The 25,932-nt window shown below is 50.6% G+C and carries 28 protein-coding genes; 22 read left to right on the plus strand and 6 right to left on the minus strand.

Features of this window, described 5'->3' with window-relative positions; genetic code table 11:
- The first annotated feature begins 229 nt into the window (after nt 1-229).
- Both PMI17_RS12940 and PMI17_RS12945 read left to right on the plus strand, forming a co-directional pair.
- Nucleotides 230-1,705 (plus strand): SulP family inorganic anion transporter, encoded by a 1,476-nt coding sequence (locus tag PMI17_RS12940; protein ID WP_009127536.1) that lies wholly within the window; start codon nt 230-232, stop codon nt 1,703-1,705.
- A gap of 294 nt (nt 1,706-1,999) precedes the next feature.
- Nucleotides 2,000-3,424: a GGDEF domain-containing protein gene (locus PMI17_RS12945; RefSeq protein WP_009127538.1), complete on the plus strand. Its 1,425-nt coding sequence runs from the start codon at nt 2,000-2,002 to the stop codon at nt 3,422-3,424.
- Between the two features lie 16 nt (nt 3,425-3,440).
- Here PMI17_RS12945 and ddlA read toward each other — a convergent pair whose 3' ends face one another.
- Nucleotides 3,441-4,535, minus strand: a complete 1,095-nt coding sequence (ddlA, locus tag PMI17_RS12950; RefSeq protein WP_009127541.1) for a D-alanine--D-alanine ligase — start codon at nt 4,533-4,535, stop codon at nt 3,441-3,443.
- 267 nt (nt 4,536-4,802) lie between these two features.
- Here ddlA and PMI17_RS12955 point away from each other — a divergent pair, with 267 nt between their 5' ends.
- Nucleotides 4,803-7,112: a type I secretion system permease/ATPase gene (locus tag PMI17_RS12955; RefSeq protein WP_009127544.1), complete on the plus strand. Its 2,310-nt coding sequence runs from the start codon at nt 4,803-4,805 to the stop codon at nt 7,110-7,112.
- Entirely contained in the window at nt 7,109-8,350 is a 1,242-nt protein-coding gene (locus PMI17_RS12960; protein ID WP_009127546.1) for an HlyD family type I secretion periplasmic adaptor subunit, read from the plus strand. The genes PMI17_RS12955 and PMI17_RS12960 overlap by 4 nt, the downstream gene beginning before the upstream one ends.
- A 93-nt stretch (nt 8,351-8,443) precedes the next feature.
- Here the strand turns inward: PMI17_RS12960 and PMI17_RS25730 are convergent, their stop codons facing one another.
- Nucleotides 8,444-8,776, minus strand: coding sequence for a hypothetical protein (locus tag PMI17_RS25730; protein WP_238541545.1), 333 nt, complete (start codon nt 8,774-8,776; stop codon nt 8,444-8,446).
- An 11-nt stretch (nt 8,777-8,787) separates the two neighbouring features.
- Here PMI17_RS25730 and PMI17_RS12965 point away from each other — a divergent pair, with 11 nt between their 5' ends.
- The 4 genes from PMI17_RS12965 to PMI17_RS12980 all read left to right on the plus strand — a co-directional run bounded on the left by PMI17_RS12965 (nt 8,788) and on the right by PMI17_RS12980 (nt 13,362).
- Complete coding sequence (locus tag PMI17_RS12965; protein ID WP_009127548.1) at nt 8,788-10,263, plus strand: TolC family protein; 1,476 nt, start codon at nt 8,788-8,790, stop codon at nt 10,261-10,263.
- A 349-nt stretch (nt 10,264-10,612) separates the two neighbouring features.
- A complete protein-coding gene (locus tag PMI17_RS12970; protein ID WP_009127550.1) occupies nt 10,613-11,317 on the plus strand; it encodes an MgtC/SapB family protein in 705 nt (234 codons plus the stop codon).
- Nucleotides 11,318-11,714: 397 nt separating this feature from the next.
- The gene (locus PMI17_RS12975) at nt 11,715-12,629 is read left to right on the plus strand and encodes a hypothetical protein (RefSeq protein ID WP_009127552.1); all 915 of its coding nucleotides are present in this window, start codon (nt 11,715-11,717) and stop codon (nt 12,627-12,629) included.
- Between the two features lie 64 nt (nt 12,630-12,693).
- Nucleotides 12,694-13,362 (plus strand): hypothetical protein, encoded by a 669-nt coding sequence (locus tag PMI17_RS12980; RefSeq protein WP_009127554.1) that lies wholly within the window; start codon nt 12,694-12,696, stop codon nt 13,360-13,362.
- Nucleotides 13,363-13,458: 96 nt separating this feature from the next.
- On the opposite strand, the gene PMI17_RS12985 is transcribed toward PMI17_RS12980, so the two are convergent.
- Both PMI17_RS12985 and PMI17_RS12990 read right to left on the minus strand, forming a co-directional pair.
- Complete coding sequence (locus tag PMI17_RS12985; protein ID WP_009127556.1) at nt 13,459-14,472, minus strand: tyrosine-type recombinase/integrase; 1,014 nt, start codon at nt 14,470-14,472, stop codon at nt 13,459-13,461.
- A gap of 9 nt (nt 14,473-14,481) precedes the next feature.
- On the minus strand, nt 14,482-15,087 hold the full coding sequence (locus PMI17_RS12990) for a phage repressor protein CI (RefSeq protein ID WP_009127558.1): 606 nt from the start codon (nt 15,085-15,087) through the stop codon (nt 14,482-14,484).
- A gap of 89 nt (nt 15,088-15,176) precedes the next feature.
- On the opposite strand from PMI17_RS12990, the gene PMI17_RS12995 reads away from it, so the two are divergent.
- The 13 genes from PMI17_RS12995 (at nt 15,177) to PMI17_RS13050 (ending at nt 22,139) form a co-directional block, all read left to right on the plus strand.
- Nucleotides 15,177-15,413, plus strand: a complete 237-nt coding sequence (locus tag PMI17_RS12995; protein WP_009127560.1) for a hypothetical protein — start codon at nt 15,177-15,179, stop codon at nt 15,411-15,413.
- A 34-nt stretch (nt 15,414-15,447) separates the two neighbouring features.
- Nucleotides 15,448-15,957 (plus strand): phage regulatory CII family protein, encoded by a 510-nt coding sequence (locus PMI17_RS13000; protein ID WP_009127563.1) that lies wholly within the window; start codon nt 15,448-15,450, stop codon nt 15,955-15,957.
- Between the two features lie 2 nt (nt 15,958-15,959).
- Nucleotides 15,960-16,151 (plus strand): phage filamentation protein Fil family protein, encoded by a 192-nt coding sequence (locus tag PMI17_RS24865; RefSeq protein WP_071531060.1) that lies wholly within the window; start codon nt 15,960-15,962, stop codon nt 16,149-16,151.
- Entirely contained in the window at nt 16,115-16,453 is a 339-nt protein-coding gene (locus tag PMI17_RS13005; protein WP_009127565.1) for a DUF5347 domain-containing protein, read from the plus strand. The genes PMI17_RS24865 and PMI17_RS13005 overlap by 37 nt, the downstream gene beginning before the upstream one ends.
- A gap of 69 nt (nt 16,454-16,522) precedes the next feature.
- The gene (locus PMI17_RS13010) at nt 16,523-16,750 is read left to right on the plus strand and encodes a DUF2732 family protein (RefSeq protein WP_009127567.1); all 228 of its coding nucleotides are present in this window, start codon (nt 16,523-16,525) and stop codon (nt 16,748-16,750) included.
- Complete coding sequence (locus tag PMI17_RS13015; protein WP_009127570.1) at nt 16,750-16,977, plus strand: TraR/DksA family transcriptional regulator; 228 nt, start codon at nt 16,750-16,752, stop codon at nt 16,975-16,977. Before PMI17_RS13010 ends, PMI17_RS13015 begins: the two co-directional genes overlap by 1 nt.
- Nucleotides 16,974-17,291 carry a DUF5405 family protein gene (locus PMI17_RS13020; protein ID WP_009127572.1) on the plus strand — a complete coding sequence of 106 codons (318 nt, stop codon included), beginning with the start codon at nt 16,974-16,976 and terminating at the stop codon, nt 17,289-17,291. The genes PMI17_RS13015 and PMI17_RS13020 overlap by 4 nt, the downstream gene beginning before the upstream one ends.
- Entirely contained in the window at nt 17,284-19,293 is a 2,010-nt protein-coding gene (locus PMI17_RS13025; RefSeq protein WP_009127574.1) for a replication endonuclease, read from the plus strand. The genes PMI17_RS13020 and PMI17_RS13025 overlap by 8 nt, the downstream gene beginning before the upstream one ends.
- A gap of 101 nt (nt 19,294-19,394) precedes the next feature.
- Nucleotides 19,395-19,583, plus strand: a complete 189-nt coding sequence (locus PMI17_RS13030; RefSeq protein WP_009127577.1) for a hypothetical protein — start codon at nt 19,395-19,397, stop codon at nt 19,581-19,583.
- 102 nt (nt 19,584-19,685) lie between these two features.
- A complete protein-coding gene (locus tag PMI17_RS13035; protein ID WP_009127579.1) occupies nt 19,686-19,943 on the plus strand; it encodes a hypothetical protein in 258 nt (85 codons plus the stop codon).
- A 305-nt stretch (nt 19,944-20,248) separates the two neighbouring features.
- Nucleotides 20,249-20,944 (plus strand): hypothetical protein, encoded by a 696-nt coding sequence (locus tag PMI17_RS13040; RefSeq protein WP_009127581.1) that lies wholly within the window; start codon nt 20,249-20,251, stop codon nt 20,942-20,944.
- Nucleotides 20,945-20,952: 8 nt separating this feature from the next.
- Nucleotides 20,953-21,606 (plus strand): hypothetical protein, encoded by a 654-nt coding sequence (locus tag PMI17_RS25165; protein ID WP_009127583.1) that lies wholly within the window; start codon nt 20,953-20,955, stop codon nt 21,604-21,606.
- Nucleotides 21,603-22,139, plus strand: a complete 537-nt coding sequence (locus PMI17_RS13050; RefSeq protein ID WP_009127585.1) for a hypothetical protein — start codon at nt 21,603-21,605, stop codon at nt 22,137-22,139. Before PMI17_RS25165 ends, PMI17_RS13050 begins: the two co-directional genes overlap by 4 nt.
- Before the next feature lie 18 nt (nt 22,140-22,157).
- Here the strand turns inward: PMI17_RS13050 and PMI17_RS13055 are convergent, their stop codons facing one another.
- The gene (locus PMI17_RS13055) at nt 22,158-23,189 is read right to left on the minus strand and encodes a phage portal protein (RefSeq protein WP_009127587.1); all 1,032 of its coding nucleotides are present in this window, start codon (nt 23,187-23,189) and stop codon (nt 22,158-22,160) included.
- A complete protein-coding gene (locus tag PMI17_RS13060; protein WP_036621156.1) occupies nt 23,190-24,956 on the minus strand; it encodes a terminase ATPase subunit family protein in 1,767 nt (588 codons plus the stop codon).
- Nucleotides 24,957-25,098: 142 nt separating this feature from the next.
- Between PMI17_RS13060 and PMI17_RS13065 the strand changes: the two genes are divergently transcribed.
- Nucleotides 25,099-25,929: a GPO family capsid scaffolding protein gene (locus PMI17_RS13065; protein WP_009127591.1), complete on the plus strand. Its 831-nt coding sequence runs from the start codon at nt 25,099-25,101 to the stop codon at nt 25,927-25,929.
- Nucleotides 25,930-25,932: the final 3 nt, after the last annotated feature.

The raw sequence follows: 25,932 nt of genomic DNA on the forward strand, positions 1-25,932 counted from the left end.
CTCTATCCATAAGCGTCTATAAACAATTTTTGTGAGGAAGTTCTGCTTTCATCCTCAATTGTTCTCAATAGCCGCGTTTAATGACGACGCTATTCCCTGAAAGCGATATTTTTAAACGTTGAGAGAAGATTATTGTGATGACCCTAAAACCTTTATTAGCGAAAAATCGCAGGTGGGCTTTGCCGCTCTGCAAGCGGTTAATTACCCTTTGTGCAGAGGAAGATACGCCATGAATTTAAACACGCTTCGTCAGGATATTCCGGCTGGTTTGGTGGTGTTTCTGGTGGCGCTGCCGCTCTGTCTTGGTATCGCTCAGGCTAGCGGACTGCCACCCTTTGCCGGTCTGCTTACCGGCGTGATTGGCGGTTTGCTGGTCACTGCGCTGAGCCCTTCGCGCTTTGCGGTCAGCGGTCCGGCGGCGGGATTAGTCACTATTGTGGTCGCGTCGATCGCGACGCTAGGCAGTTTTTCAGCCTTTCTCACCGCGCTTATTCTGGCGGGTGGATTGCAGTGTCTTTTTGGCTTATTACGTGCAGGACGTTTTATCACGCTGGTACCGAGCAGCGTCATTAAAGGCATGCTGGCGGCAATTGGTATTTTGCTGATTATGCAGCAAATTCCGGTGGCACTGGGTGCCGCGGGAGACGTCGAATTAATTTCGCTGGTGAACGGTGAGTTTCAGTTCTCAAGCAGTGCAATGTTGGTTGCCGGCACTGGCCTGATCATCCTCTGGTTGTGGACCACGCCGCTGATCAAATCGGTGAAGGCCCTGAGCTGGATGCCCGGTCCGCTGGTGGCGGTACTGGTGGGTTGTGCTGCGACGGTGTTTGGCGATCGCCTGTTTCCTTCACTGGCAGAAAGCTTGCCGCGTATCGCACTGCCGGCCTTCGATAGCATGTCAGCGTTGGTGGCAGAACTGGAAACGCCAGATTGGCAAGCATGGCGGAATCCTTCAGTGTGGATGGTGGCGATAACCCTGGCGCTAGTGGCGAGTCTTGAAACACTGCTGAGTCAGGAAGCGCTAAAAAAACTGCGTCCGCAGCATCCTGCGCCATCGCCCAACAGAGAGATGTTTGCTCAAGGGATGGGTAATTTGGCCGCCGGTTTCCTCGGCGCAATGCCCATTACCGCGGTGATTGTGCGCAGCTCGGTTAACGTCAGTGCGGGGGCGCAAACTAAGCTCTCCATCCTGATTCATGGTGGGCTGCTGCTGATCTGCGGCTTGTGGTTTAGCCATCTGCTTAATGCTATCCCGCTTGCCAGTCTGGCGGCCGTGCTGCTTTATACCGGCTATAAGCTGGCTACGCCACGCCTGTTCATTGAGCAGATGCGCATGGGGCCACAGCAATATGTGCCATTCCTTGCCACTATCGGCGGCATTATCGTATTTGGCATGCTGGCCGGCATCGGAATTGGCATCGCGACGCAAATTCTCTGCAGTATCTATAAAAGCCATCGCAATGCATTGCAGCTCACGCGTTATGACGATCATTACGTATTACGCTTCCAGCAAAATCTGACCTTTATGCATAATCCGAAACTGCAGGGATTACTGGCAGAGATTCCGGAAAACAGCGTGGTGGTTGCCGAGCACGATAACGCTAAATATATGGATCCGGATGTGAAGGCTGTGCTGCAAGACTTTGGCGAAAACGCGCGCCAACGTGGCATTCGCCTCAGTCAGTGGCCTGTGGCGTTGAAATAACCCTAAATCCTGGCATTAACGGTAGTTTTGAAAGTAAAAATCGGATATCTCGGATAGCCGATTTTTTTATTTACAGGGCATAATTGCCGCCGGCTTGATCTTTTGTCTCTGGCGTTCCCACCCTGCCATTTGGTTTCCATGCTGTTTTCATGGCAGATTGAGCGCCGTCCAGCCGCAGAGTAGGATGACGAACACTTGCTTAATTACCGAATCATCGCGCGGTTATTTAAGGTTTAATGCTTGCTGATGCCCATGGCTGATGGCAGCGATTTCTACGTTACAGGGTTCAGACGTATGCGCGTTATGCTGTTTGAAGAGAATAATTTAAAAAAGAATACTCTCACGCTGTTCTTCATTACGCTTTTTTTCTGCTTTATTGGCAGCCATTTGCGCATCCCGCAAGAGTTTTCACTGTTCTGGCCGGTGAATGCATTGGTCGCCGGTTTAATGGTGCGTAATCCGTTTTTGCACACCACTTCCAGCTATCTGGTGTGCTTCAGTGCGATGATTTTTAACGACACGGTATTTTCCGGCTGGGCGCTGCCTGCGTTTACCGTGAATTTTGCCAATATTCTTTTTATCCTCGTCTCGGTCAGTATGCTGATCAAACATCTGCAACGTCCTTCTGCTAACAGCCAGGTGGTCAACGCCATGCGCATTTTCCCGGCCTGTTTTCTCGGCGCGGCGGCTTGCGCAACCTGGGGGGCATGGGCGCAGGATATCGACTTCAACGCGCGTTTTATCGTGGCGTGGGGCGACTGGTTTAGCGAGCAATTCTCAACGTCACTGATGTTGCTGCCGGTGATGCTGGCGCGTCCGCTGCGCACCGTAGCGCCGCGTACCTTGCTGCATCCGGGCAAACTGTTGCCACTGGCAGCGGTGATCCTCTCGCTGACCGTGGGCGCGTTGATTGGCGGCGCAGGCAGCCTGACATTCCCGGTGCCAGCCCTGATCTGGTGTGCAATTGTGTTGCCCATTCCGCTGACCAGCCTGGTGATCCTCATCACCGGCATAACCGAGATTGTATTAGTGTCGCATGGCGTGATGAACATTCAGGGCGACGACGCGCTACTACCGATTAGCCACCTCACTTCAGCCCGCCTTGGCGTGGCCACTGTCGCGCTGAGTCCATTGTTGGTGGCGGTGAGCATGGACGCGATTCGGCAGCTGAATCATCGTCTCGCATTACGAGCAAATTTTGATTTTCTCACTCAGCTACTCTCGCGCTCTGGCCTGTATGAGAGCCTGAGAAATGAGCCCTTTTCACTGCAGCGTGAAGCGGGCGTGGTGATGCTGGATGTCGACTATTTCAAAGCCATTAATGACAATTTTGGTCATGATGCCGGAGATTGCGTGCTGGAAGAGATTGCGCGTCGTATTCAGCGGGTAGTGGGCAATCGCGGTATGGTTTGTCGCTTTGGCGGGGAGGAGTTTGTGATAGTGGTTTTCGACTGCAATCACAGCCAGCTGTACCAACTGGCCGAAACGGTGCGTCAGGCGATGGTGAAAGAGAAGTTCTGGATTCAGGGCAACACGGTGACGGTGACAGCCAGCTTAGGTCTGGCGCGCGGCAGTGCGCAGAGCGAACGTGAGTGGCCCGGCGTAATTAACCGTTTAGTGTCAGCGGCGGATAAAAACCTCTACCTCGCCAAGCGCAATGGTCGTAATCAAACCTCACCGGCGATGGAGCCACGCAGCATGATGCATGACGTGGCCTGAGCCACGTCACACTTGACTACACGCTGCTTTTCAACTGGCTGCTCTGCTGATGGCGCTGCTGCGCCAGCTCAATCAGGCGAGTTATCAAATCGCTGTAGCTCAAACCCGCAGCCTGCCATAACTTTGGATACATACTGATGTTGGTGAAGCCAGGTAAGGTATTCACTTCGTTGACAATAATCCCGCCATCATCCTGCAGGAACACATCCACGCGCGCCATGCCAAAACACTCCAGCGCCTGGAATGCGGTGATCGCCACGGCGCGAATCGCCTCGCTGGCTGCGTCACTGATGGCGGCGGGAACCACCACCTGCGCACCGCTTTCGCTGATGTATTTAGTGTCGTAGGAGTAGAAAGCATCGTGCACCACGACCTCACCACAGGGACTGGCTTGCGGGGACTCATTACCCAACACGGCGCATTCGATTTCGCGTCCTTTGATACCTTGCTCAATCAGGACTTTACGATCGAAAGTAAAGGCGAGATCCAGCGCGGCATCAAACGCTTCCAGGCTATCGACTTTACTCACCCCGACCGAAGATCCCTGGTTCGCGGGTTTGATAAACAGCGGTAAGCCAAAGCGGGCGATCACCGCTTGGGCATCAACATGGGCACGTTGTGTCTGGGTCACACTCAGCCATGGTGCCACCTTGAGTCCCGCATCGCGTAGCAGACGTTTGGTGAAATCCTTATCCATGCTGACCGCAGAACCGAGCACGTCAGAACCGACAAACGGCAGATTGACCATGCGCAATAAACCCTGCAGCGATCCATCTTCGCCCAGCGTACCGTGCACGATCGGGAAAATCACATCCAGCTGTGAGAGCGGTTGCGCTTGCTGACGGGTAATCAGCTGCTGAGAAGAGCTGCCCGGTACCAGCGCGACATGTTCACCTGAACGATTGAGGGCAATCAGCGCCGGATTCTCGGCGTTGAGCAAGAACCCTGACGCATCATTCAGATGCCACTCCCCCTGCTTATCAATCCCCAGTAAAACCACCTCATATTTACTCTTATCGATGGCTTCGAGGATATTTTTGGCTGACTGTAATGACACTTCGTGCTCGGCCGACTTGCCACCAAACACAACTCCTATCCGCTGTTTTGCCATTGCTATTTGTCCGATTGCTATCAAGCGAGCCAGTAAGATAACACGCCCAGGACAGCCATCAACAGCTCTGCGATTATCGTTATAAAAGAGCGGCATAAAGCCCGCCGCAGCACCCTCAGTCATGAGTTTAAACAAATATTCATAACCGTTTGAGACAAGTCTTGGACGGCTTAAAACCTGCCTTCTGTCAGAATTTTCCCAATTCAAACAGGTACAACGGTGGGCAATCTGCTCACCGTTTTTTGTCAGGTTTACAGGAGTCGGGAAATGGTCGACCAGAAGCAGGATGCTGTGGAGCAGGATGCGCGTTCTGTTGCTCGTATTGAAACCACGGTAGATGACACGTTGTTAAAAAGCGTGGCTTGGATCTGCAAACACTACAAACGCGAGAAAAGTGAAGAAGCGCTGGTGGCCGGTTTGCCAAAAGCGACATTGCTCTCACCCTCACAGGCCATGACTGCGCTAGAGAATGCGGGTATCACCGGCGGCATGGTGGAGCGGCGTCTGCAAGATTTACCGGAACAACTGATGCCGATGATTCTGCTGCGCAAAGAGGGCGGCGGGTGCATTGTGTTGTCGCGCCTCATTCATACCAATGAGGAGAATCAGCGCGAACTGCGTTTCCAGTTGGTGATGCCAGAAGTCAGTGCCTCTGCTGTCGAGATGAGCATGGCGGAACTTTATGAGATCTACGCTGGCTTTGCCGTGATGGCAAAACCGACAGCGGTGGTGGATGAACGCGCCAGCGAAATGTTGCCGGAAGTGAAAGGCCACTGGCTGTTTTCCACACTGTGGCGCTATCGACGCTACTACCGCAGTGCGGCAATTGCGGCTGTGTTGATTAACGTTTTAGCGCTCTCCAGCATCTTCTTCACCATGAACGTTTATGACCGCGTGGTACCAAATCAGGCGTTTGTGACGCTGTGGTCGCTGGCGATTGGCGTCACCATCGCCATGGTGTTCGAAGCGGTAACGCGCTTTGTACGTGCTCATCTGCTGGATATGGCCGGTAAAAAAGCCGATCTGGTGCTGGGTAGCATGCTGTTCCGCCAGGCACTCTCAATCCAGATGGAACACAAACCGGCTTCTTCCGGTACGTTTGCCAACCAAATCCGTGAGTACGAATCCGTGCGCGACTTTGTGGCCTCGGCGACGCTGGCAGCCATTTCCGATCTGCCCTTCATTCTGATGTTTGTCGGCGTCATTTTCTTCATTAGCGGTCCGCTGGCCATCATCCCTCTGATGATGATCCCCATGATCATCATCGTCAGTGCCGCGATCCAGTGGCCGCTGGCGCGCATCATGAAAGAGAACTTGCGAGATGCTTCGCTTAAACAAGGCGTGCTGATTGAGTCGGTTGAAGGCATGGAAACGCTGAAAGCCGTTGGTGGTGAAGCGCATATGCAGCGTCGTTGGGAAAACTTCAGCGCGCTGCAATCAGCTAACTCAATGAAATCAAAACGTTACTCTACACTGGCAACCGGTGTGGTGACGTTCCTGCAGCAATTCCAGACGGTGATGTTGGTCGTAGCCGGTGTTTATCTGATTAACGAAGGCACTTTTACCATGGGTGCAATGATCGCGACCGTCATGCTCGCCAGCCGTGCCACCGGTCCACTCGGTCAGGTTATTGGCCTGGCAGTGCGCTATCAGCAGGCAAAGGCGGCATTAACCTCGTTAAACAAGCTAATGGAAATGCCCGTCGATCGCGACAGCAGTAAAACCTACCTCACGGATCCTCCGCTGAGTGGTGAGATCACGCTAAGCAACGTCAACTTCTCCTATCCGGCTCCGCCGATGAAACCAAACCCGGAGATCCTCAAAGATATCTCGTTGAGCATCAAAGCCGGAGAGCGTGTGGCGATTCTGGGTCGTATCGGCAGCGGCAAGTCCACCTTGCTACGCGTGATGGCGCGTTTGTACCAACCCGTGCAAGGACAGATATCCGCCGATGGTCTGGATGTGAACCAGATTGATCCGGCGGACTGGCGTAAAGCGGTGGGTTTTGTCGGCCAGGATGCACGTCTTTTCTACGGCACGCTGCGCGAAAACGTCATGATTGGGCGTCCAGATGCGACGGCCAATGAGCTGCTGCGCGTGCTTAATCTCACCGGTTTGGATCATGTCGCCGCAAGTCACCCGAGTGGGATCAATCTGACGGTAGGAGAGGGCGGTGAAGGTTTGTCCGGCGGTCAGCGTCAGCTGGTTTCCCTGGCAAGAACGCTGTTAACGCGCCCTAAAGTGCTACTGATGGATGAGCCGACCAGCGCTATGGACAGCATGACTGAAAACCAATTCCTGGCGCATTTACGTCGTGCCAGTGAAGGACACACGCTGATTGTGGTGACGCACCGTCCGTCCATTCTGGCGCTGGTTGATCGCATCATCGTGGTGGAAGAGGGAAAAGTGGTCGCAGACGGCCCGAAAGATCAGGTTCTGGCCGCGCTGGAAGGAAAAAATAAAGTTCGTCGGCCGCGTCAGGCAGTTGAACAGGTAGTGGATGCCCCAGCCCCCGCAAACGATGCTTCGGCAGTGTCAGCGCCGGTGGAAGCAGCAGCAGAGGAGGCTGCAGTATGAGCAAATTAATGCCATGGCGTAAGAGCGCGAAAGGTCTTTCCGCTGCTGATGCCGAATTCATGAATGACGTCCAGGCTTCACTGCTGTCACAAACCACACCCGGTTCCAAGCTGGTGATGTGGATCATCATTACGGTATTAGGTGTCGGCATTACCTGGGCCAACTATGCGCGAGTGGAAGAGATCACCAAAGGAGATGGCAAAGTCATTTCTCGTAGCCGTGAACAGGTCATTCAGAGCCTGGAAGGCGGCATTCTGGCTGAGATGAACGTGCGGGAAGGTACGGTGGTGGATCGCGGTGATGTGCTGCTGAAGATTGATCCGACGCGCGCGCAATCAAGCTACCGCGAAGTACTGAGCAAAGTTGTGGGTTTGAAAGGCAGCATTGCACGCTTGCGTGCAGAGGCTTATGAGCAGCCGTTGATGTTTGATGAGCAGGTAAAAAGCGATCCGGCCGTTGTCTCACAGGAAACCAAAGCCTATGAGTCACGTAAAAGGGCTTTGAATGACAGTGTTAACTCGCTGCAACGTAGTTATGCACTGTCGATGCGCGAGATTCGTCTGGCAGAGCCGCTCGCTGCTAAAGGTCTTTTGTCAGAAGTCGAATTGCTGCGAATGCAGCGTCAGGCGAACGACATTCAGGCGCAAATCGTTGAACGTCGTAACCGCTATCAGTCTGACGCTCATGCAGAGCTGGCGCGTATGGAGCTTGAGCTGGGCCAGGTCAGTGAAAACCTTATTGGTCGTGCCGATATCGTTGAGCGTACCACCATTAACGCGCCGGTTCGCGGCACGGTGAAAAACGTGCGTGTTAATACCATCGGCGGGGTGATTCAGCCGGGCGAACATATTCTGGAAATCGTTCCTCTGGAAGAACAGCTGCTGGTAGAGGGAAAAATTCGTCCTTCGGATGTGGCATTCCTGCGCCCTGGTTTACCGGCCAAGGTAAAGATCACTGCCTACGACTTTGCCATCTACGGCGGGCTTGATGGACACGTGGAGTACATCAGTCCGGATACGTTGAAAGACGATCAGAAAGCCGCCAGTGGACGTCCGGATGATACCTACTATCGCGTATTAATTTTGACGGATAAAAGCACCTTACATGCGGGCAATAAAGATCTGCCGATTATTCCCGGCATGATCGCTACCGTCGAGGTGCGCACGGGTGAGAAAACCATTCTCGATTACCTGCTGAAGCCGGTCCTGAAAGCCAAAGAAGCATTCCGCGAGCGTTAATAATCATGAAAAATAATAACAAGATGCGCCATACACAGGCGCGTCATCTCTCTTTGCTTGCCGTATGTGTCGCGGTTGTGATGGCACCCGCGGTTAATGTAATGGCTGATTCCACCAGTGAGCTGATGATGTTTGCGGAGATGAGCGGCCATCGCCCGATTGCGCCACCTCCGACAGCGGTGCCCGTTGCTCCGGCGCGAGCGCTACCTGCGCCGGTTGCAGTTGCGCCAGCACCCGTGCCATCGATATCTGCGCCAACCTTCGCGCGGCCAATGATATCTCAGCCCACACAGCAGCCAATCGCTGCTGAAAGGCAGGCTCCTGCGCCCGTTCATATTCAGCAGGTTCAGCCGCCAGCTGCGCCAACGTTGCCGCCTGCGGTAGCAGAGATCCCCCAACAACGTGCAGTTGTTGAGCCACCGACATCAGCCAGGGCCATGTCTACTCATGCTGCGGAGATACAGGGCGGCGGCTTCCTGACCGAGGAGCAACGCCGTCCCGAAGCACAGCCGTTTAATCCGATGCAATCGGTGCGTAGTGTTAAGCAAGAGCCGCAACCTGCGCAGACTACGTCTTATGCGCCAGCTGCTAGCTCCCCGGCTAATTTCAGTTATGTCAGCCCGTCTGTAGCAAGCGATCCGGTAGGGAAAAGCTCGCCGGTGATGCTCAGTGGCACGGCGAATGAAACGGTCGCAGAAAGTGAAATTCGCCAAAAGTTTCTCTCAGCTGCACGCATTACCTGGCGAATCAGCCCGGCGTTGAAGTCCTATATCGCACAGGGCGATGCGGCTGAGGCCAGCGTTGATGAAGCCAAAGGTCAGCGTTGGCCGCAGGTTGATGTCAGCGCTGCTTCAGCCACGAAAGAGTTTGGTAGCGGCACTAAAAATTACGAATACCAGGGCAATACGCCATCCTTAGGCGTTTCGGTGGCGACCAACCTTATCGACTTTGGCCAAACGAGCCGTACCATCGAAAGTCGCGAGGAGCGCGTGACGTCGGCAAGGCAGTCGGTTCAGGCTCAACGCGAAGATCTGGCAATGCAGGTGACTAATGCGCTGATTGAATGGAATAAACAACAGCACGTTATCAGCATCAGTAAGCAATATCTCGCACGTATGGCAGATCTGACCAAGATGTTGAGCGGAATTGTTCAGTCTGATGCGGGACGTCGTAGTGAATTGACGCAGGCGAAAGGGCGCTTACTTCAGGCGCAAAGCTACCTGGAAAATGCCGAATCACGCGCGCGTGATGTAGAAATCACCCTGAATCGCCTGATGGGCAATAGCCGTGTGACTTTACCAGCCAGCGACAATTGGGCTCTATCGTTTGGTGACTTAAATCGCCAGTTGGCCAGCCTGGATGTCCATCCTCTGATCTTACGCGCCAGTGCTGAAGAGCGTGCAGCGTTCAAAGAAGCCGAGGCGATTAAAGCCTCTGGTTTACCCAAGCTCAACTGGACTGTAAGCAAAAACACGCGCGAAGATCAGTTGGGACGACAACAGGCGTGGCAAACCGGTTTGAACGTAAGCTGGGGCTTGTTCCGCGGTGGTTCCACTAACGCCCAGGAAATTGCTGCAATTAAGCGCGCCGAGGCGAGCCGTCAGCAAGTGCAGGAGCAGCGTCGCGATCTGGAAAACCGCGTGCGTGCTGCTAACCAAAATGCGCATTCAACGGCTGAGCGCGCCACATTATACAAAAACCTGATCGTGGAATCTGACCGTATCCGCAAAGACTTTTATGATCAGTGGTATCACTTAGGTCGTCGCACATTGCTGGACGTACTGAGTGCTGAAAGCGATCTGTATAACAACCAGGTGAGTGAGGTCAGCAACCGCTTTGATAGTTATGCCGCCATTATCAGTGGTTACGCTAACTCAGGCACGCTGAGCCGTTGGCTGACGACGGGACGATAAGCATGCACACTTAACCCGCTTCGGCGGGTTTTTCGTCATAAACCCAAATTAAACGAAGTGGATTTTGCGGTTGGCAATGCAGTGCAAGGCGCTCTAAAATCGCGGCGAATTTTTACTCAAGAGGATAACGACATTGGACACAAGTCCCGAACGATTACAACAGGCTCTTGCGGTAAGATAGCTCTCGTCACGCTGTCTTAACCGCGCGTTAAGACGGTAGATATCCTTTCTGAATCTCTCCTTTCATTAGCGCAATGCCGCTGATTCACTGCGGTATTGGCACTGTCTGTAATCCATTTTTTAACCTGTGTTTTTCCGCACTCTTAAATGCTGCGGAGTGAGGTCTATTATGGATTGGAAAATCTTTTTACTGCGCGTCACCGTCGCGTTGGTGTTAGGTGCGTTAATTGGCTGCGAGCGTCAGTTACGTCAACGTATGACTGGACTGCGCACCAATGCGCTCGTTAGCACCGGCGCATGTCTCTTTGTTTTGATGACGCAAAGCGTACCCGGCATCGCAACTGATGCATCGCGGGTTGCGGCTTATGTCGTCTCCGGGATCGGCTTTCTCGGCGGTGGCGTGATCATGCGTGATGGCCTGAACATCCGCGGATTAAATACCGCCGCAACCTTATGGTGCACGGCTGCTGTTGGCGTGCTGTGCAGCATGGGACTGCTGCTGGAGGCAACCATTGGCTGCATGGTCATCCTGTGCGCCAATATCCTGTTGCGCGAGTTGGCGCTTGGCATTAACCGGCAAACCATCGTCTCAGCCGCCGAAGCGATACAGCACTATAAAGTGCAAATAATCTGTCTGGCACAAGACGAAGTTCAGGTACGCAGCCTGATGCTGCATACGCTGGGTGGCAGCGGCTTACGTCTGCAATCACTACATAGTGAAGACATGGATCCGCCACATCGCATGGAGGTTAATGCGGAGGTGATGGGAAATCCGACATTAACCGATCAGCTTGAGAGCCTGGTGAGCCGTATTAGCCTGGAGAAAGGTGTGAGCTCGGTAAGATGGCAGGTGAGTGAGTTGGAGCGGGATTGACACTCCGATACGCTTTAGAGAACGGGGCGCCATTTAATCGCCACTTTGGGTTACAAACAAAAAAGCCACCTTTAAAGAGGTGGCTTAATAGAATGATTTACATAACTAAATTTGGTGGCCCCTGCTGGGTTTGAACCAACGACTAAGCGATTATGAGTCCCATTTTGAAGCGAGTTAAATCAGTAACTTACTGATTTTTATGTTTTCTTTAGGCCAAATAGTGATGAAAAGTGGCACATAGCGTTGAGCTCTGCTGCCACTTTGCTGCCAAAATTATGTCAGATGCGAGATTTCAGTGGTGTAAAAGAACGTTTATAATCATGATGATAACTGAGTGAAATTTACCCACTAACCAATCATTATATTTCAAATATCAGGATTATTGAAGGAGATAAGGATGTCAGAGATGGTTTTAAGATCACAATGGTTTGATTACTTTTCAAAAAGGATTTTGAATGATTTTGGAATCGTTGTGAGTGATATTGAAAATTACCAACCTGACTTATCCCCCATAGTTTATTGTTGCTTGCTTAATAGAAGGGTAATTAATAAAAAGCGTGAAATAATTTATAGCAAAGCTTTTTTGGAGAGCAGTTGGTATAACGATGAGCGCTGGATCAAATTAAAAGATCTTATAGAAGAAGGGGGTGACATTAACTGTTATATGAGTAAGGCTATCAATGAATGGAAGGCAGTGGACTATCTTTTATACACCTATAATGTTAGCCATTTCCATCTGCATAAAGATAAAAAAGGCGGTATTAGAAACGAACTTGTTTTTGGTGTTTTCACCCATGACTGTTTCTATGCAATTTGCGTCGGTGGTCACAATGATATATATAAACCTGATGAATTGATAGGCCGAGCTTATGATGCATGGCCTACTGAAATTTATGATTATGAATTGAATTCAAAGAAAAATAATAAATTTGATCAAGGTTTCTTTAAAAGACAGGCTAACATCCCGGAACTCCAATATAATAAAGTTAACTCCACTCCAATAAAGAATGGTAAGGGGGAGGTTATAGCTCATGTCGATAAGTTTCAACACACACTACTTGTTAACTTAACTTTGAATGATATAGAATATAAAAGCATTCCTTATAGCGTCTACTGTGCATATTTAAATGAAATTAAGCACATAGAAGAAATTGAAATGTCATTAGTTAATAATGTTAAGGCAGATAAAATGGACTTAATCATTCTGCCTGAAAAAAAGATGTATGAAGTGATTGTTCATAATAGAATTTCATTTAAAAAAAGCATTCCTTTTAGGAGAAAGGTTTTAATCTGTACTCTATACAATCAATAAGTTTTTTAAATTTAACTTTTAGGGTTTCTCTATAAAAATTCATAGGTATTAAAAGGGAGGGTTTATGGCTTTTTCAAAAGATATAAAGCAAGCAATAGATAGTTATGTTAGTGGGCATCTTGCTGATTTATCTTGGCATCAAGAAGTATTTGATTTCATTACAGATTCTACGCTCAAGCTGAGACTTGCAGATGAATTTATGTCAACAAGATACCTCTATAAAGTTCTTGAGGGACTTTCTGCTGAAGAATGGCTTTTAAGAGCACAAATTCGCTTACAGGTATTATCCTATGCTTCAATTTATGAAGCAGTGCTGCATCATATTTTATTTGATAGGTTGCCATCAAACCCTTATGTGAAGTCCTTAACGGATTATACGACAAAAAAAGAAATTTCAATTCCAGCTCATAAGCGAAAAGCTTTAAAAGATGCTCTTTCTCATAATGGAAGGGAAATTATTCCTACTTATAATGATGTTGCTAAAACTGATATTACTAAAGTCAGGTTTGATAAAAAGGCTGAGTGTGCTGCAAGCTTGGGTCTAATTGAAAATAGTCTTAAAAAAGATATTGTTGAATTCTACGAGGCGAGAAATGCGATCCACATTCATGCTGAGATAAAAAAAGACTTGGTATATCAGCTGGAATTATCAAAGAGAGCATATTTCCGAATGGAACCTTTTATTGAACAAATTAAAAATAACCTGCCAGCTATACTAACTAACAATCCATGATGTTTATGCGGGTGAAATAAAATCAATGTGGCTTTAATTCATTCTTAAAGCCACTTAGAAATATAAAATGAATATTTGGTTGTTTGGTTGCTGTTTTTATAATGCATTCAGAGGGTTAAATTCCGTAGCCTCAAATAAGTGATCTGGTGAAAAATGCGCATACCGCATCGTCACCTTAATATCTGTATGCCCCAATATCCGCTGAAGCACTAAGATGTTTCCGCCGTTCATCATGAAGTGAGACGCGAACGTATGGCGCAAAACGTGCGTAAGCTGTCCAGCAGGTGTCTCGATGCCAGCGCGTTGCATGGCCTTCCTAAAGGCTGAATAGCATGGTTTAAAGAGCACCTGCGCTTTCCTGCTGGATGGAAGTTCAGCCTGCAATTTTTCATTGATCGGCACCGCTCGGTTTTTCTTACCTTTGGTTTTCACGTAGATGATTTGCCCGGCGCGAATCTGGTTCCCTTTCAAACCTTCAGCTTCACTCCAGCGTGCTCCAGTTGCCAGGCAGATTTTCACAATGGTAGTTAAATCTTTAGAACGGCTGTTCTCACATTCGGCGAGGAGGGTTCTGATTTCCTCAATGGTGAGATACGCCATCTCAGATTCACTGATTTTAAACTCGCGAACGTTCTCTAACGGGTTCGGTGCCGTCCATTCATCTAACCGGCGCAGCTCGTTAAACATCGCCCTAAAATATGCCAGCTCTAAATTAACAGTGCGCGGCGTAACCGTTTTCACACGGCTGGAGCGGGTGATCTTCCCGCTTAACCGCTGCTCGCGATAAGACGCAAAAATTTTCGCGTTAAACTCGGTTGCGAGTGGGTTTCCCATCGCCTCGCAGGCGAACGCCATTGTGGTTCGCCGCTTCTCACCATCCGCCAACGTAATACCATGCGTGTTGAACCACAATTTAACCAGCTCAATTACCCGCCGCTTATCTGCTTTCTCTCCCAACCAGGGCTTATCTTGAGCTTGTTCTTTTACAAACTTCTCATAAGATTGTGCTTCGCCCTTAGTTGCAAACTGGCGGCGAATCCTTTTGCCGTCGCGGCCGTTTGGGAAAACCTGTGCCTGCCATTTCCCGTTGGGTAATTTGTTTATCGCCATGCTATGCCTTTAAAGGTACTCAGTGCGGGCAACGACTTTGCCCAAAACTTTGATGTCGTCTGCCTTGCATTCAAATGAGGCTTTCCCATTCTCAACGCGAATGCGTCCGCCGGGAAAACGGTACAGCTCTTTAACGCTAATAAGCTTATCAATCTCGATGAGCCACAGCCCGTCAGTGATCTCTGCGGCGGTCATATCAACCAGGTAATTCTGTTTCTCGAAATGTACTAAGAGAGGGGCATTAACATCACTTGGTAAGAGCTGGGCATCATATTCAACCCAATCAGATGATGAAAAATTCCCATTTGTGATTTTTTTTAGTTCGATTTTGGTCGATGGTTGATCTTGATTTGTGATGTTCGCATCACCGCGACCATAGGTAAGCCACTCAAGAGAGGTACCGGTTTCCATCGAACAAATCAGAACCCAATCAGCAGGAAAGTTCCCACGCATTATGCGGTTAGCCATGGTGCTCTGTGACACATCTAAGTGTCGGCACAGAGCTTGTCGTGATGAAAAGCCATATGCTTGAACAATACGCTCAATGGGATCTTTACCACCCTCTGGTAAAGCTGGAGCTTTACGACTCGTAAAATCTTTCGTTGACCTTTCCAATTTGTGATCCTAATATTCACTCGTCGTATCAAGACGTGTTTAATAGTGATGAATAGAGTTGGCTAGAACTCAACAGAGGATAGTGCATCATGACCCGTAAACTTTCAATGCGCCCATCAATCAATCTCGTGATTTCGGAACCGTACATTACTGTCGAAGAGTTCTGTCGCCGCACGGGTTACAAGAAGGGCACTGTTCGCCAGATGTACCGCGAAAACCGCCTACCTATCAGGAATAAGGATGGGGTTAACGGCCTCATCGAAATCAACATGCTTGCCCTAATTATCGAAGCAGCAACCGGTCATGAAATCACAATGCAGGCTTGATGCATCCATATTGGGATAACGTGAGGTATTAAGCATGTTTGATTTCAGTGTCTCCACACATAGCCATTTTGATGAAGCGTGCCGCGCGTTTTCCGCAAAGCACAACATCATCCAGCTGGCTAATAAGGCGGGGCTTAATCCGCAAACTATCCGTAACAAGCTCAACCCGGAGCAGGTCCATCAGCTTACCGTCCGTGAAATGCTGATCCTGACCGACCTTACGGAAGACTCAACGCTGGTTGATGGTGCATTGGCTCAACTGCAATGCCTGCCATGCGTGCCAGTCAACGAGGTATCACAGGAGAACTTACCGGCTTATGTTCTCAAAGCTACCGCCGAAGTAGGGCAGTTAGCCGCTGGCATAGTGAGCCAGAAGAAATTTACCTCGGCCTGCCGGCGCGGATTTGTGCAGAACGTTAACGCCGGCATTCGCTGTCTGACGTTAGCTGCGATAGCCGTTCAAACTCGTGTGCATTCAAACCCTGCAATGGCTGGCACTGCAGATGTGTTAAGCGGTATCGGCGCATCAATAGGGGTTGTGTAGTTATGGCGTTTTCAGTTGCGCCGTTTCTAAAACGGCAAAGCCCTTCACACGCATTCGGCCACGGCTGGATCGCAGCTGAAAATGGCAGGCGCTGGCATCCGGCAAACTCTCAAGCCGAACTGCTGGCAGGTTTAACCGGTAACAGGAAAAAAGCGACATGGCTTACAAAGCTGAAAGCATCACTGTTCAAATGAGCGCCGGGCAACGAGTGAGTGCGCTTAATCATATCGCGGCACTACGTACCATGATGTACGGCGATTGTGGAAATGAGCTAAAGCGGTTCATCAGTGATATGCGTAATACTCGTGATCCACAGTACGAACAGAATAACCGGGCGATGAGCGCCATTTTCTTTTTGGCAAACATCAATAAAGAACGTCACAACGTTGAATACAGTGAATTGACGAGTGACGAAATTACCGCGCTGATAGGTGCAATGAATCACTTTCGCGCAGTCGTGAGTTTATTTCCCAAGAAGCTAACGCTTCCAAATTAATTAACCCAAAGAAATTAAATGGCGTAAACCCGCCGGGCATTCTTTTGCCCAAATTATGGAGAAAGATAAATGCGAAATATTGAAACCCGAAACTTTGAAGCCGATGCGGAAGTACTGAACGCGATGCTGAGTAAGGCTAAAAGTGAACAGCGATCAGATGATGCGCTTGCCGTATCCGTTCGCCTGGCTGCATTGGCGATTCACGCAAGAAACAAAGAAATGTCAGCTGCTGAAATTATCGAACTGCTGGACAAAGAATCTGCACGCTTCGAGAACCAATCACGGGAGCTGCACTAATGGCCGACTCAATGGATCTGGTTCAGCAGCGCGTTCAGGAAGAACTGGCGCGCAATCTGGCAACGGCTATTCACCGCCCTGCAGGTGCGAGTGAGTTTTTCTGTTTGTCATGCGATGCCGCTATTCCCGAAGCGCGGCGCCGCGCATTGCCGGGTGTCGAGCTGTGCGTTACCTGCAAAGAGATCAGCGAATTGAAAAGCGTGCATTACAAAGGGGCCACGCTTTGAGAGTCCAGATTGATGACCGCTATGCAGTGCGCGCGTTGAAATCCAGTGAGCCGGGCAAGCCGCAACAGTTGGTGCTAGAGAAATTCAGCTGGCTTGAGATTGATGGCGTCCGTCAGCGCGTGCCGCAAACCATGGCCTTGTATGAGTCGAAAGTGCTCTTGATGCGCGATCTGGCTGCTGATTTCATTGGTCGCCGTGTTTTACGTGGGCAGATGAATACTACTGCGGGCTTTGTAGCGGAAACCCGCCGCATCGCCGAGTTGGTAGAGGCAGCACTGCAAGAGCTGGCTGAACTTCAGGCCGCGCATGTCTGAAAGCCTTCCTGATCTCCTTACTGGTGAATATCACGCCGTAAATCAGCAGCGGCGTGAAGTCTTCGGCATGTCCGCTCCGGCGGATATGTCCCTTTCTGAGCGCCGTCTCTGGAACGTGAATCCAGAGGACCACAACTGGCGCAGTCAGTATCTGCAAAACATGCCGGATTATCTGGCCGGTTACTTTGCTGATCGCTACAGCAAAATCCTCTCAGCAAATAATGGCCGCCGTCGGGCCAATGCGTTTCTGCGCCAGACTATCGGCCAGAACGTATTGCCACGCCTGCAGCTGGTTCGCAGTCGCTATCGTCTTGATGAAGCCGCTCAATATGAACTGCCGTTCATAAAGCAGCTTGATCGTCTGCCCACGCTTGACCGGCAGGACGTGCGCGATCTGGCTTATAAGGTCGCATCCTATCTTTCGCTTAGCCTGGCTGAGTTTGTCGATAAAACCTCTATGCCGCAGGAAGCAGACGAGCAGACCGTAACCTGCATTGCGTATCGCTACGTTGCTGAGCTGGCCGCATTGACCGGCACGCAGCCGCCATATTGGGCGGAGTTCAAAGCCTGCAAAGGTGAGCTGACTCTGCGCAAGGCACAATCGGGTTTATTGCGCATGATGGCGCCAGAGTGGTGGCGCGGCCGTCTTAAGCAGATGCGCGATCTCCAGCGCGAGCACATGGCAATCGCTGTTGGGCAGGTGCAAAAATCTGCTTCACCTTACGTTTCACGCGGCACGCTGGCGGAATGGATCGAGCAGAAGAAACGCAACCGAGATTTCTTCAAACGCTACGACCTGATGAACAAAGAAACCGGTGACCGTATCGCAATGGACGAAATGGTCAACCGCAGCACCGCGAACCCGGCCATGCGCCGCCGTGAGCTGATGACCAGAATGCGCGGCTTTGAAGACATCGCCAACGAAACCGGCTGCGTAGGGGATTTTTATACAATTACCGCGCCGTCGCGTTATCACTCCGTTTACAGCCAGGGCGGTTTCATTACCAAATGGAACGGCTCAAGCCCGCGCGATACGCAGCGCTATCTCTGCCGTATTTGGGCGCGTATCCGTGCCGCGTTGTCCCGCGATGAAATCCATGTTTACGGCTTCCGTGTTGTGGAGCCTCATCACGACGGTACACCGCACTGGCACATGCTGCTGTTTATGCTGCCGGAACATCGCGAGCGTGTGCAGCAGATCATCCGTGAGCACGCCAGCAAAGAAGACGCCGACGAACTGACCACGCCGCAGGCGCGCAAAGCGCGTTTCCACGCTGAACCTATCGACCCGACCAAAGGCAGCGCGACGGGCTACATCGCTAAATACATCTCTAAAAATATCGATGGCTTTGCGATGGACGGCGAAAAGGATGATGAAACCGGCTCAAACATGCGTGACATGGCGAAAGCCGTCTGCGCGTGGGCATCTCGCTGGCGCATCCGCCAGTTTCAGCAGATTGGCGGTGCGCCGGTCACTGTATGGCGCGAGTTGCGCCGTCTCGGCGATACACGTCTACCAAACGAGAAGATGGACGCCGTGCTGGCATCTGCTTCTGTTGCCAGCTGCTGGGCGTCTTACACCATGGCGCAGGGCGGCCCGCTGGTTGCGCGTGATGATTTAGTGATCCGCCTCTGCTATGAAATCACCGAAATGGGTAATGAGTACGCGGAAGACGTGCAGCGCGTACAGGGTATCTACTCGCCTCACTATCAAGATTCTGAAGTATTTACACGGTTGGTTAAGTGGGAAGCCGTTGCCAAATTAGCCGATGCGTCAGCGGAGGCTGGCCCTTCTGGCGGCATCGCCGCCCCTTGGAGTTCTGTCAATAACTGTACGGGGCCGGAGCGCCGGCGGTTAGAGCTGGAACTAAAAGCTCGTGGTTTTGAGGGGCATGAGGAGGAAATCAGCCTCCTATCCAGAGGATGCAGCCTAAATGCAGGCGCGCGAATGCGGCTGTTTTACCGAAACGGCAGACTCCAGGAACAAAAGATAACCATCTGATTAATCCAGAGGATTTCTCACGGAAGGTAAAAAAACATTTCACATTTCGAAACTCATAATATACTGTACGTATAAACAGTTGTTCATTGTGCGGAGGGAATATGCAGGATTATTTTTTGGAGTCAATGAAGCTCCAGCGTATTGATTTATTTATGAAACTTGTTGCTGCTAGTGATTGCACGGATGATGAAAAGCAGCTTGCCATTCAGTGGGTATCTGAACTGACCGATGAGCTGATGCGAAAAGTCAGAAGCCACGAATACTCTCGCTTGATGCACGCTTCTGAGTAGTTTTATCAGGTGTCACGCGTAGCGGGATGTGATCGGATGAAACTACAAATCAGGCTGGAGAAGGTGAGTCCGAACATAATCAGAGATGCGAGGCGTTAGGTTATGGCTAAAAGTCCCGAAAAATTCCAAATCGTTTACCGGGGTGAAGTGCTCGCTTACTACAAGCCAGGTGAATGGGTATTTTTCCAACGGCCGAAAGAGTGTGGCGGGGGCTACTGGCTTGGCAAAACCTACGACTTCGTGTTCATGCTTGAGATTCCGTATCCCGTTTCTTTGCGGCAGGGCATGGAGTTTATGGATTTAGCAGAAGGGTTTGGCACCCAAAAACCCGCTTCTGTGGACGACTTCAAACTGGAGTGAAGAGTGCATGACTATGCCGCATGAATTCGCATGATCCGAAAAGGATCGCTTTACCCTCGGCCCGCCAGTTCTGGCGGGCTTTCGTTTATGTCATGCAGGTGCATGAAAACCGCATCATAAAGCGGGCAGGCGTGGCGGGGGTACGAGCGCGCGCAAGCGGTTTATACTGCCATCAGCCAATCTAGTGCAAATAAATGCTGTTAATTGAACATTAGAGTGCTGGAAGGTAAGCATATTATCGAATACACTTTGTTCAAGGTTATTTCTTGCACTCTACACTAGTAAAGTGTTATTGGAGAATGAAAATGGAATTGTTATTTCAAACATATCAGGTTTCATATTTTACTAATAATTCTGATGTGACGGCCACACCGCCCATGTTATCAACCCTTTTAAATACATTGTCGGGTTTTTCTTTGTTACCAATGTTTGGTCAAGAGTTTAATGCACTCAATGGTGAAAAAAGACAGATGGTTATTATGACATCGCCTGATCAGCAGTTTCGTGTTGAGTTTCCTCACGGTGCAATAATTTTTCATTCACTTGGAGGTTCAAGTGAAGAATTTGTTGATAAAGTGGAAAATATACTTAAGGCATTGCAAAGTGTTTTCCCAAATAAGAAATCGACAAGACTTGCCGTTGTTAATGCTTCATTTTATAAAGATAGTGAAGAAAACTATTCTCAGCTATACAAAAAGATTTTTACCCATCATAACGCAAATCCATTCGAGTGGGAAAATAGAATCGTTGAACATACTATTTTGGATAAAAGTAAAGAGAAGGCTAATAGTGGTAGCGCAGTTAGACGTTGCTTTATTCAGACTCCAATGATTAATAATAATAACCCTACTGAGGTTATTAATTTTGAGGTTGATACAAATACAGTCGCTGAAGATACAGGGCTTCGTTTTGACTTCATTAGCGCCGGGTCGGTAATTAAGGAATTGCAAGATAATAACAATAAGCTTATTCGTGATTTGTCACGTTATACTGACAAGTAAGGGATGGTATGGATAAGAATTATAAAACAGTATTTCTATCTGAAAGCTCTTCAGGTTTGAATTCAAGCATCGTTGATGCTGGGAAAAACAGTTTCTTCTTTGAAAAGCTTTTAAGTGAAAGTAAAGTTTTCTCAGAAGTTGTTAATGATATTAAAATTAATACCAACCAGACTTCATCACCGATTGGTTCGGTTTTTTTAAATCATAATGATGGCTTGGAAAGAGCTATTGATACTATTGTTTTAAAGAAACAAAAAATGATACTGACTTTATTAAAGTCAGATGATTACGTTGAAGGTGAAATAACAAAGACTCAACTATATTTTGAAAGTATGTTTGCAGAAAACCCTATTGTTTTCAGAGATGTTTTTCAAAAAACATGGCTTGAATTATTCCGTAAAAAGAATGCTAATGAGTTGAGGAAATTTATTTGTATTGCATCCTGCTTAGACTACGAAGCCCTAAGAGATAGAGCTGATGCAATAATTTTAGCTGCATCAGTATATGAAGATAAATATGTAAATGAAGCTGCTTTACGAGCAGCTGAAGCTTGGGGTGATTCTCAACTTGCACTATATCTTGAAGGGATTCGTGATTTCGGTATCGCTTGGCTAGATGATTATAAAAGATCTGTTATTGACTATCTGAGGCGCCTTCCATGAGTTACTTATTAAGGAAGATTTCAATTGCAAAATGGGAGCCTAACTTAACTTTGCAGCCCGAAAACTTCACTGCAGATGCTATAACTGGATGCACTCGCACTTCTGGAAACACTTTATCAGTCTGGTCTTCTGACTCGATGAACTTTTCAACAGAAGAGGTTGAAAAAATTGTAGTCGCATTGGCAACAACAATGTCTGCTCCAGATACAGTAGATTTAATATGGTTGGATGAGCAATGGTTAAATGACAATGGTGTTGCAATTGATTACGATTCTGAGGGCGATAGTAAGTTTTCAGAAGTTAACCATTTGCACAGAGATTTAATTGCTATAGATCATAGGCAACTTGCAGTAGTCGGTCAGCATATTGTTGAGCAATACAATGCTAATGCAACATTACACTATAAACGTTATTCAAGGCCTCAATTAATTGCGTTAGTAAATAAGTGGTTGGATAGGGAGGGGACTTTTGAACTAGAGGACCTTCACGAAAAATGGATTAAACAATTAGAGAAAATAAGAGTGACACCTTAATGGTGTCACCATAAATACCTACGTTAGAATATAAGGAGTGAACTTAATGACCTCTTCGCCTATAAATTCATTAAGTTCCTCTAACCTCTTTTGCAATGGTATTAATTCGTTTCTTACAAATACCCGGCTGGCTTTTTCAACATCACCAAACCCCCCAACATTATTCGGCATAATCCCCATCATCTGCGGCGGCACACGATGTGCGGCCATCATGTCGTCACGGCTCACGTTCTTGATGTTCAGAAACTCATCCTTAGCCGCTACCTCTGACAGTGGGATGATCTGAATACCGTCCTTCTTCCCGTTCGGCGAGTACATGAACAGGTTGCGGAAATTGCCCGGCCCCTTAGCGCTTTTCATTGCCTGGCGGATGTTGTTCACGTCTTCCTGATTCTGTGCGGCGTCGGTCATGTACATGATGAAACCGGCGTGGCTGCCGTTCAGGTAATATTTGCGGCGGAACAGCGTTGCCGACTCGTTTAGCAGGGTGGACGGGATCGCCGAAAGATACTCCGGCAGGCCGTAAACCTCCTGATTTAAATCCGGCTCCATCAGGTGAAAAACGCTGCCTTTAGTGAACTCATAGGGCTGCATGTTCATGCCGTACTGCACAAACCAGTAGGTGTCTAAATCGGTGCCGCGTCGCGTGAATTTAGCCAGTGCCGGCTCAAGCGCCAGCACGCCGCCGAGCCTGTTGGTGCGCTTTTCCAGATAGGCATTACCAAACACCAGATAGTCCTGCACGAAGCGGCTAAACGCCTGCTGGCTCAGCAACGGATGCGGGATGAAGGTGCTGGTCAGAATGTTGCGCTTCACGTTGATCGGCGAGCTGTGATGAACGGCGGCGCGGAACGTGCGCGCCAGCCCGTCAAAGCTCACCGGCGGTTCATACCACTTATCCATCACCACGCATTCCACGTAGTCCAGCAGCTCGCGGCGGTCCAGCACCGGCACCGGGTCGCCAAAGGTGAACGCTTCTGCCGCCGGTCCGCCGGTCATCTGTTGCTGCTGCACGGGCTGCGTGCGCGTGCGGTTCCTGCGTTTGCTCATTTAAAAAATCTCCATAATGTTGCCGGTGTGGGCGGCTTCGCCCTGTAGCGGTTCGTTTGCCAGTGCGTGCATGGTCGCCCACGCCAGGTCGGCGTGGCTCGCTTCTTCGCTGCGGCTGGCTTCGTAGGTCGGGCGGTTGCCGCTGGCCGTGGTGGCGCGGCGGATTGCCATGAATGACTGCGCGATATCGAGGTGCCCGGCGTCGAACTCCAGACGCCCGCTGCTGATGATGTCGAACGCCTTCAGCACCAGGGCGTTTTTGACGTTAGGGTTGTAGACGAACTCCTTCACCGCCGGATAAAACATCTTCACGTTTTCGTACACGCCGAGGCCAACGCCGGTGGAGTCGATGCCGATATAGGTCACGTTGTACTGCTGCGTCAGCTTTTTGATGGACTCGGCCTGCGCGCGGAAGTCCATGCCGCGCCACTGGTGGCGTTCCAGAATGCGGAACTTACCGCCCGGAACGGCAGGCGGGGCGATCACTACGCACCCGGCGCTGTCGCCGTTCTGCGTCCCTTTCGCCGGGTCGTAACCGATCCACACTTCGCGCCAGCCGAAAGGGCGCAGCGCCAGCGCTTCGAAGTCGCTCCAGATTTCCCAGCTGTCCACCATGCACTTCTGCAGCAGCTGCAGCGGGAACACGGACGCCAGATCGTCCACAAATTCGCACATCAGCAGGTTCTGGTATTCCGGCGGGCTGTATTCGAGGCGCAGCTGGTCGAGGTCAAACAGGTTACAGCCGCCGCGCACGGCGTCCTCAACGGTGACAATCTGGCGGAATTGGCCGTCGTCGCAGAAGCGGCCTGGCGACAGGTTCGTGTGCGACAGGTCGATGTCCACGCGGTCAGCCTTGGCGCGGCCCCGGTTGAACAGGCCGCCGGACCAGAACGGATAGGCGCTGTGCGTCAGGCTGGACGGGGTGGAGAAATAGGTCTGGCGCCACTTTTTGTGCAGTGCCATGCCGGACGCCACTTTGCGCAGCTCCTGAAACTTCGGGATCCAGAAATATTCATCCAGGTACAGATTGCCGTGATAGCTCTGCGCGGTGCGGGCGTTGGTGCCGAGGAAGTACAGGCACGCGCCGTTGCTGAGCGTCATCGGGTCGCCTTTCAGCTCTACGTCCACCTCTTTGGCGAACTCAATGATGTACTGCTTGAAGACGTGCGCCTGCGCCTTGCTGGCTGACAGGAAAATCTGGTTACGCCCGGTGGTAAGCGCATCCAGCAGCGCCTCGCGGGCAAAGTAGTAGGTGGCACCAATCTGGCGCGACTTCAGCACGTTGCGGATGCGGTGCTTGTTGCCCGCGTCCCACCACTGGCGCTGGTAGCCGAACATCGAGCCGTGGAAAATCTCCTGCAGCTTCTCCACCTGCTCGTCGGTAAACACGTTCTTTTCCGGCGGCTTGCGCGGCCCGCTGTTGCGGTTTGCTACGTTCGGATTGAGATCCGCCTCGTTCCCGCCGTTGCTGAACTTGCCGATGCGGGCATGGCGCTCTGACTGACGCGCCAGCAGGTCGATCTCCTTGAAGTCTCTCCCTTCTTTTGTCTCCTTCATTATCAGCTGGCAGTAGCGCGCGGCGGTGGTCAGCTGCATCTGGTCAAGCGGGCCGTAGTCGCCCCACTTGTCGCGCTTCTTCCAGCTGTGAACGGTTGCGGGTTTCTCTCCCAGCATTTCAGCAATGCGGGCGATGCGGTATCCCTGAAAGTACAGCAGCATGGCTTGCCTGCGGGGATCGAGGTCTTCGGGGGCGAGTGTCGTTGTCATGGCCCCAAAATACGGCTCCGCCAATCCCTTTTCCGCCGTCTCTCATTGTGTGGCTGGCCGCACAATGTGTCCGCGTTGTTTCGATCCCCTCTGAACCGCAAACATAAGGCTTCTAAGCGATTTACCCAATGGAGCCTGACCTATGGCAGTTAAAGCAAAACGTTTTCGTATTGGGGTGGAAGGTGCCACCACGGACGGACGCGAAATTTCCCGCGAATGGCTGGTGCAGATGGCCGCCGCCTACAACCCAGCGGTTTACACCGCGACTATCAATCTGGAGCACATCAAATCGTACTCGCCGGACAGCACCTTTAACCGTTACGGCACGGTCAGCGCGCTGGGGACGGAGGAAATCACCGACGGTCCGCTGGCTGGAAAGCTGGCGCTGTATGCCGACATTCTGCCGACGGATTCACTTGTGGCGCTGGTTAAGCAGGGCCAAAAGCTTTTCACCTCCATGGAGGTCAGCACCAAGTTTGCCGACACCGGCAAAGCCTATCTGGTTGGCCTGGCTGCTACTGACGACCCGGCAAGCCTGGGCACCGAGATGCTGGCCTTCAGCGCCAGCGCGCAACACAACCCGCTGGCGAACCGTAAACAGCACCCGGAAAACCTGTTCACCGCCGCCACCGAAACCGCGATCGAGCTGGAAGAGGTGGAAGATAAACCCGCGCTGTTTGCACGTATCACCGCGCTGTTCAGCAAAAAGCAGCTGTCCGACGACGCACGATTTTCTGACGTACATCAGGCGGTGGAGCTGGTTGCTACCGAACAGCAGGAATACGGCGCCCGCACCGACAAGACGTTGAGCGAGCAGGTGGATCGTCTGAGCCAGCTGGAATCGCTGCTGGAAACGCAGGTGAACGATTTCACCGAACTAAAGCAGCAGCTGGGCCGCGAAGATAGCCGTGCCGATTACCGCCAGCGCGCACCGGGTGGCAATGCGCCAGCCGCGAACATGACTAACTGCTAAAGG

This window comes from Pantoea sp. GM01 (assembly GCF_000282675.1).
GTDB lineage: Bacteria > Pseudomonadota > Gammaproteobacteria > Enterobacterales > Enterobacteriaceae > Pantoea > Pantoea nemavictus.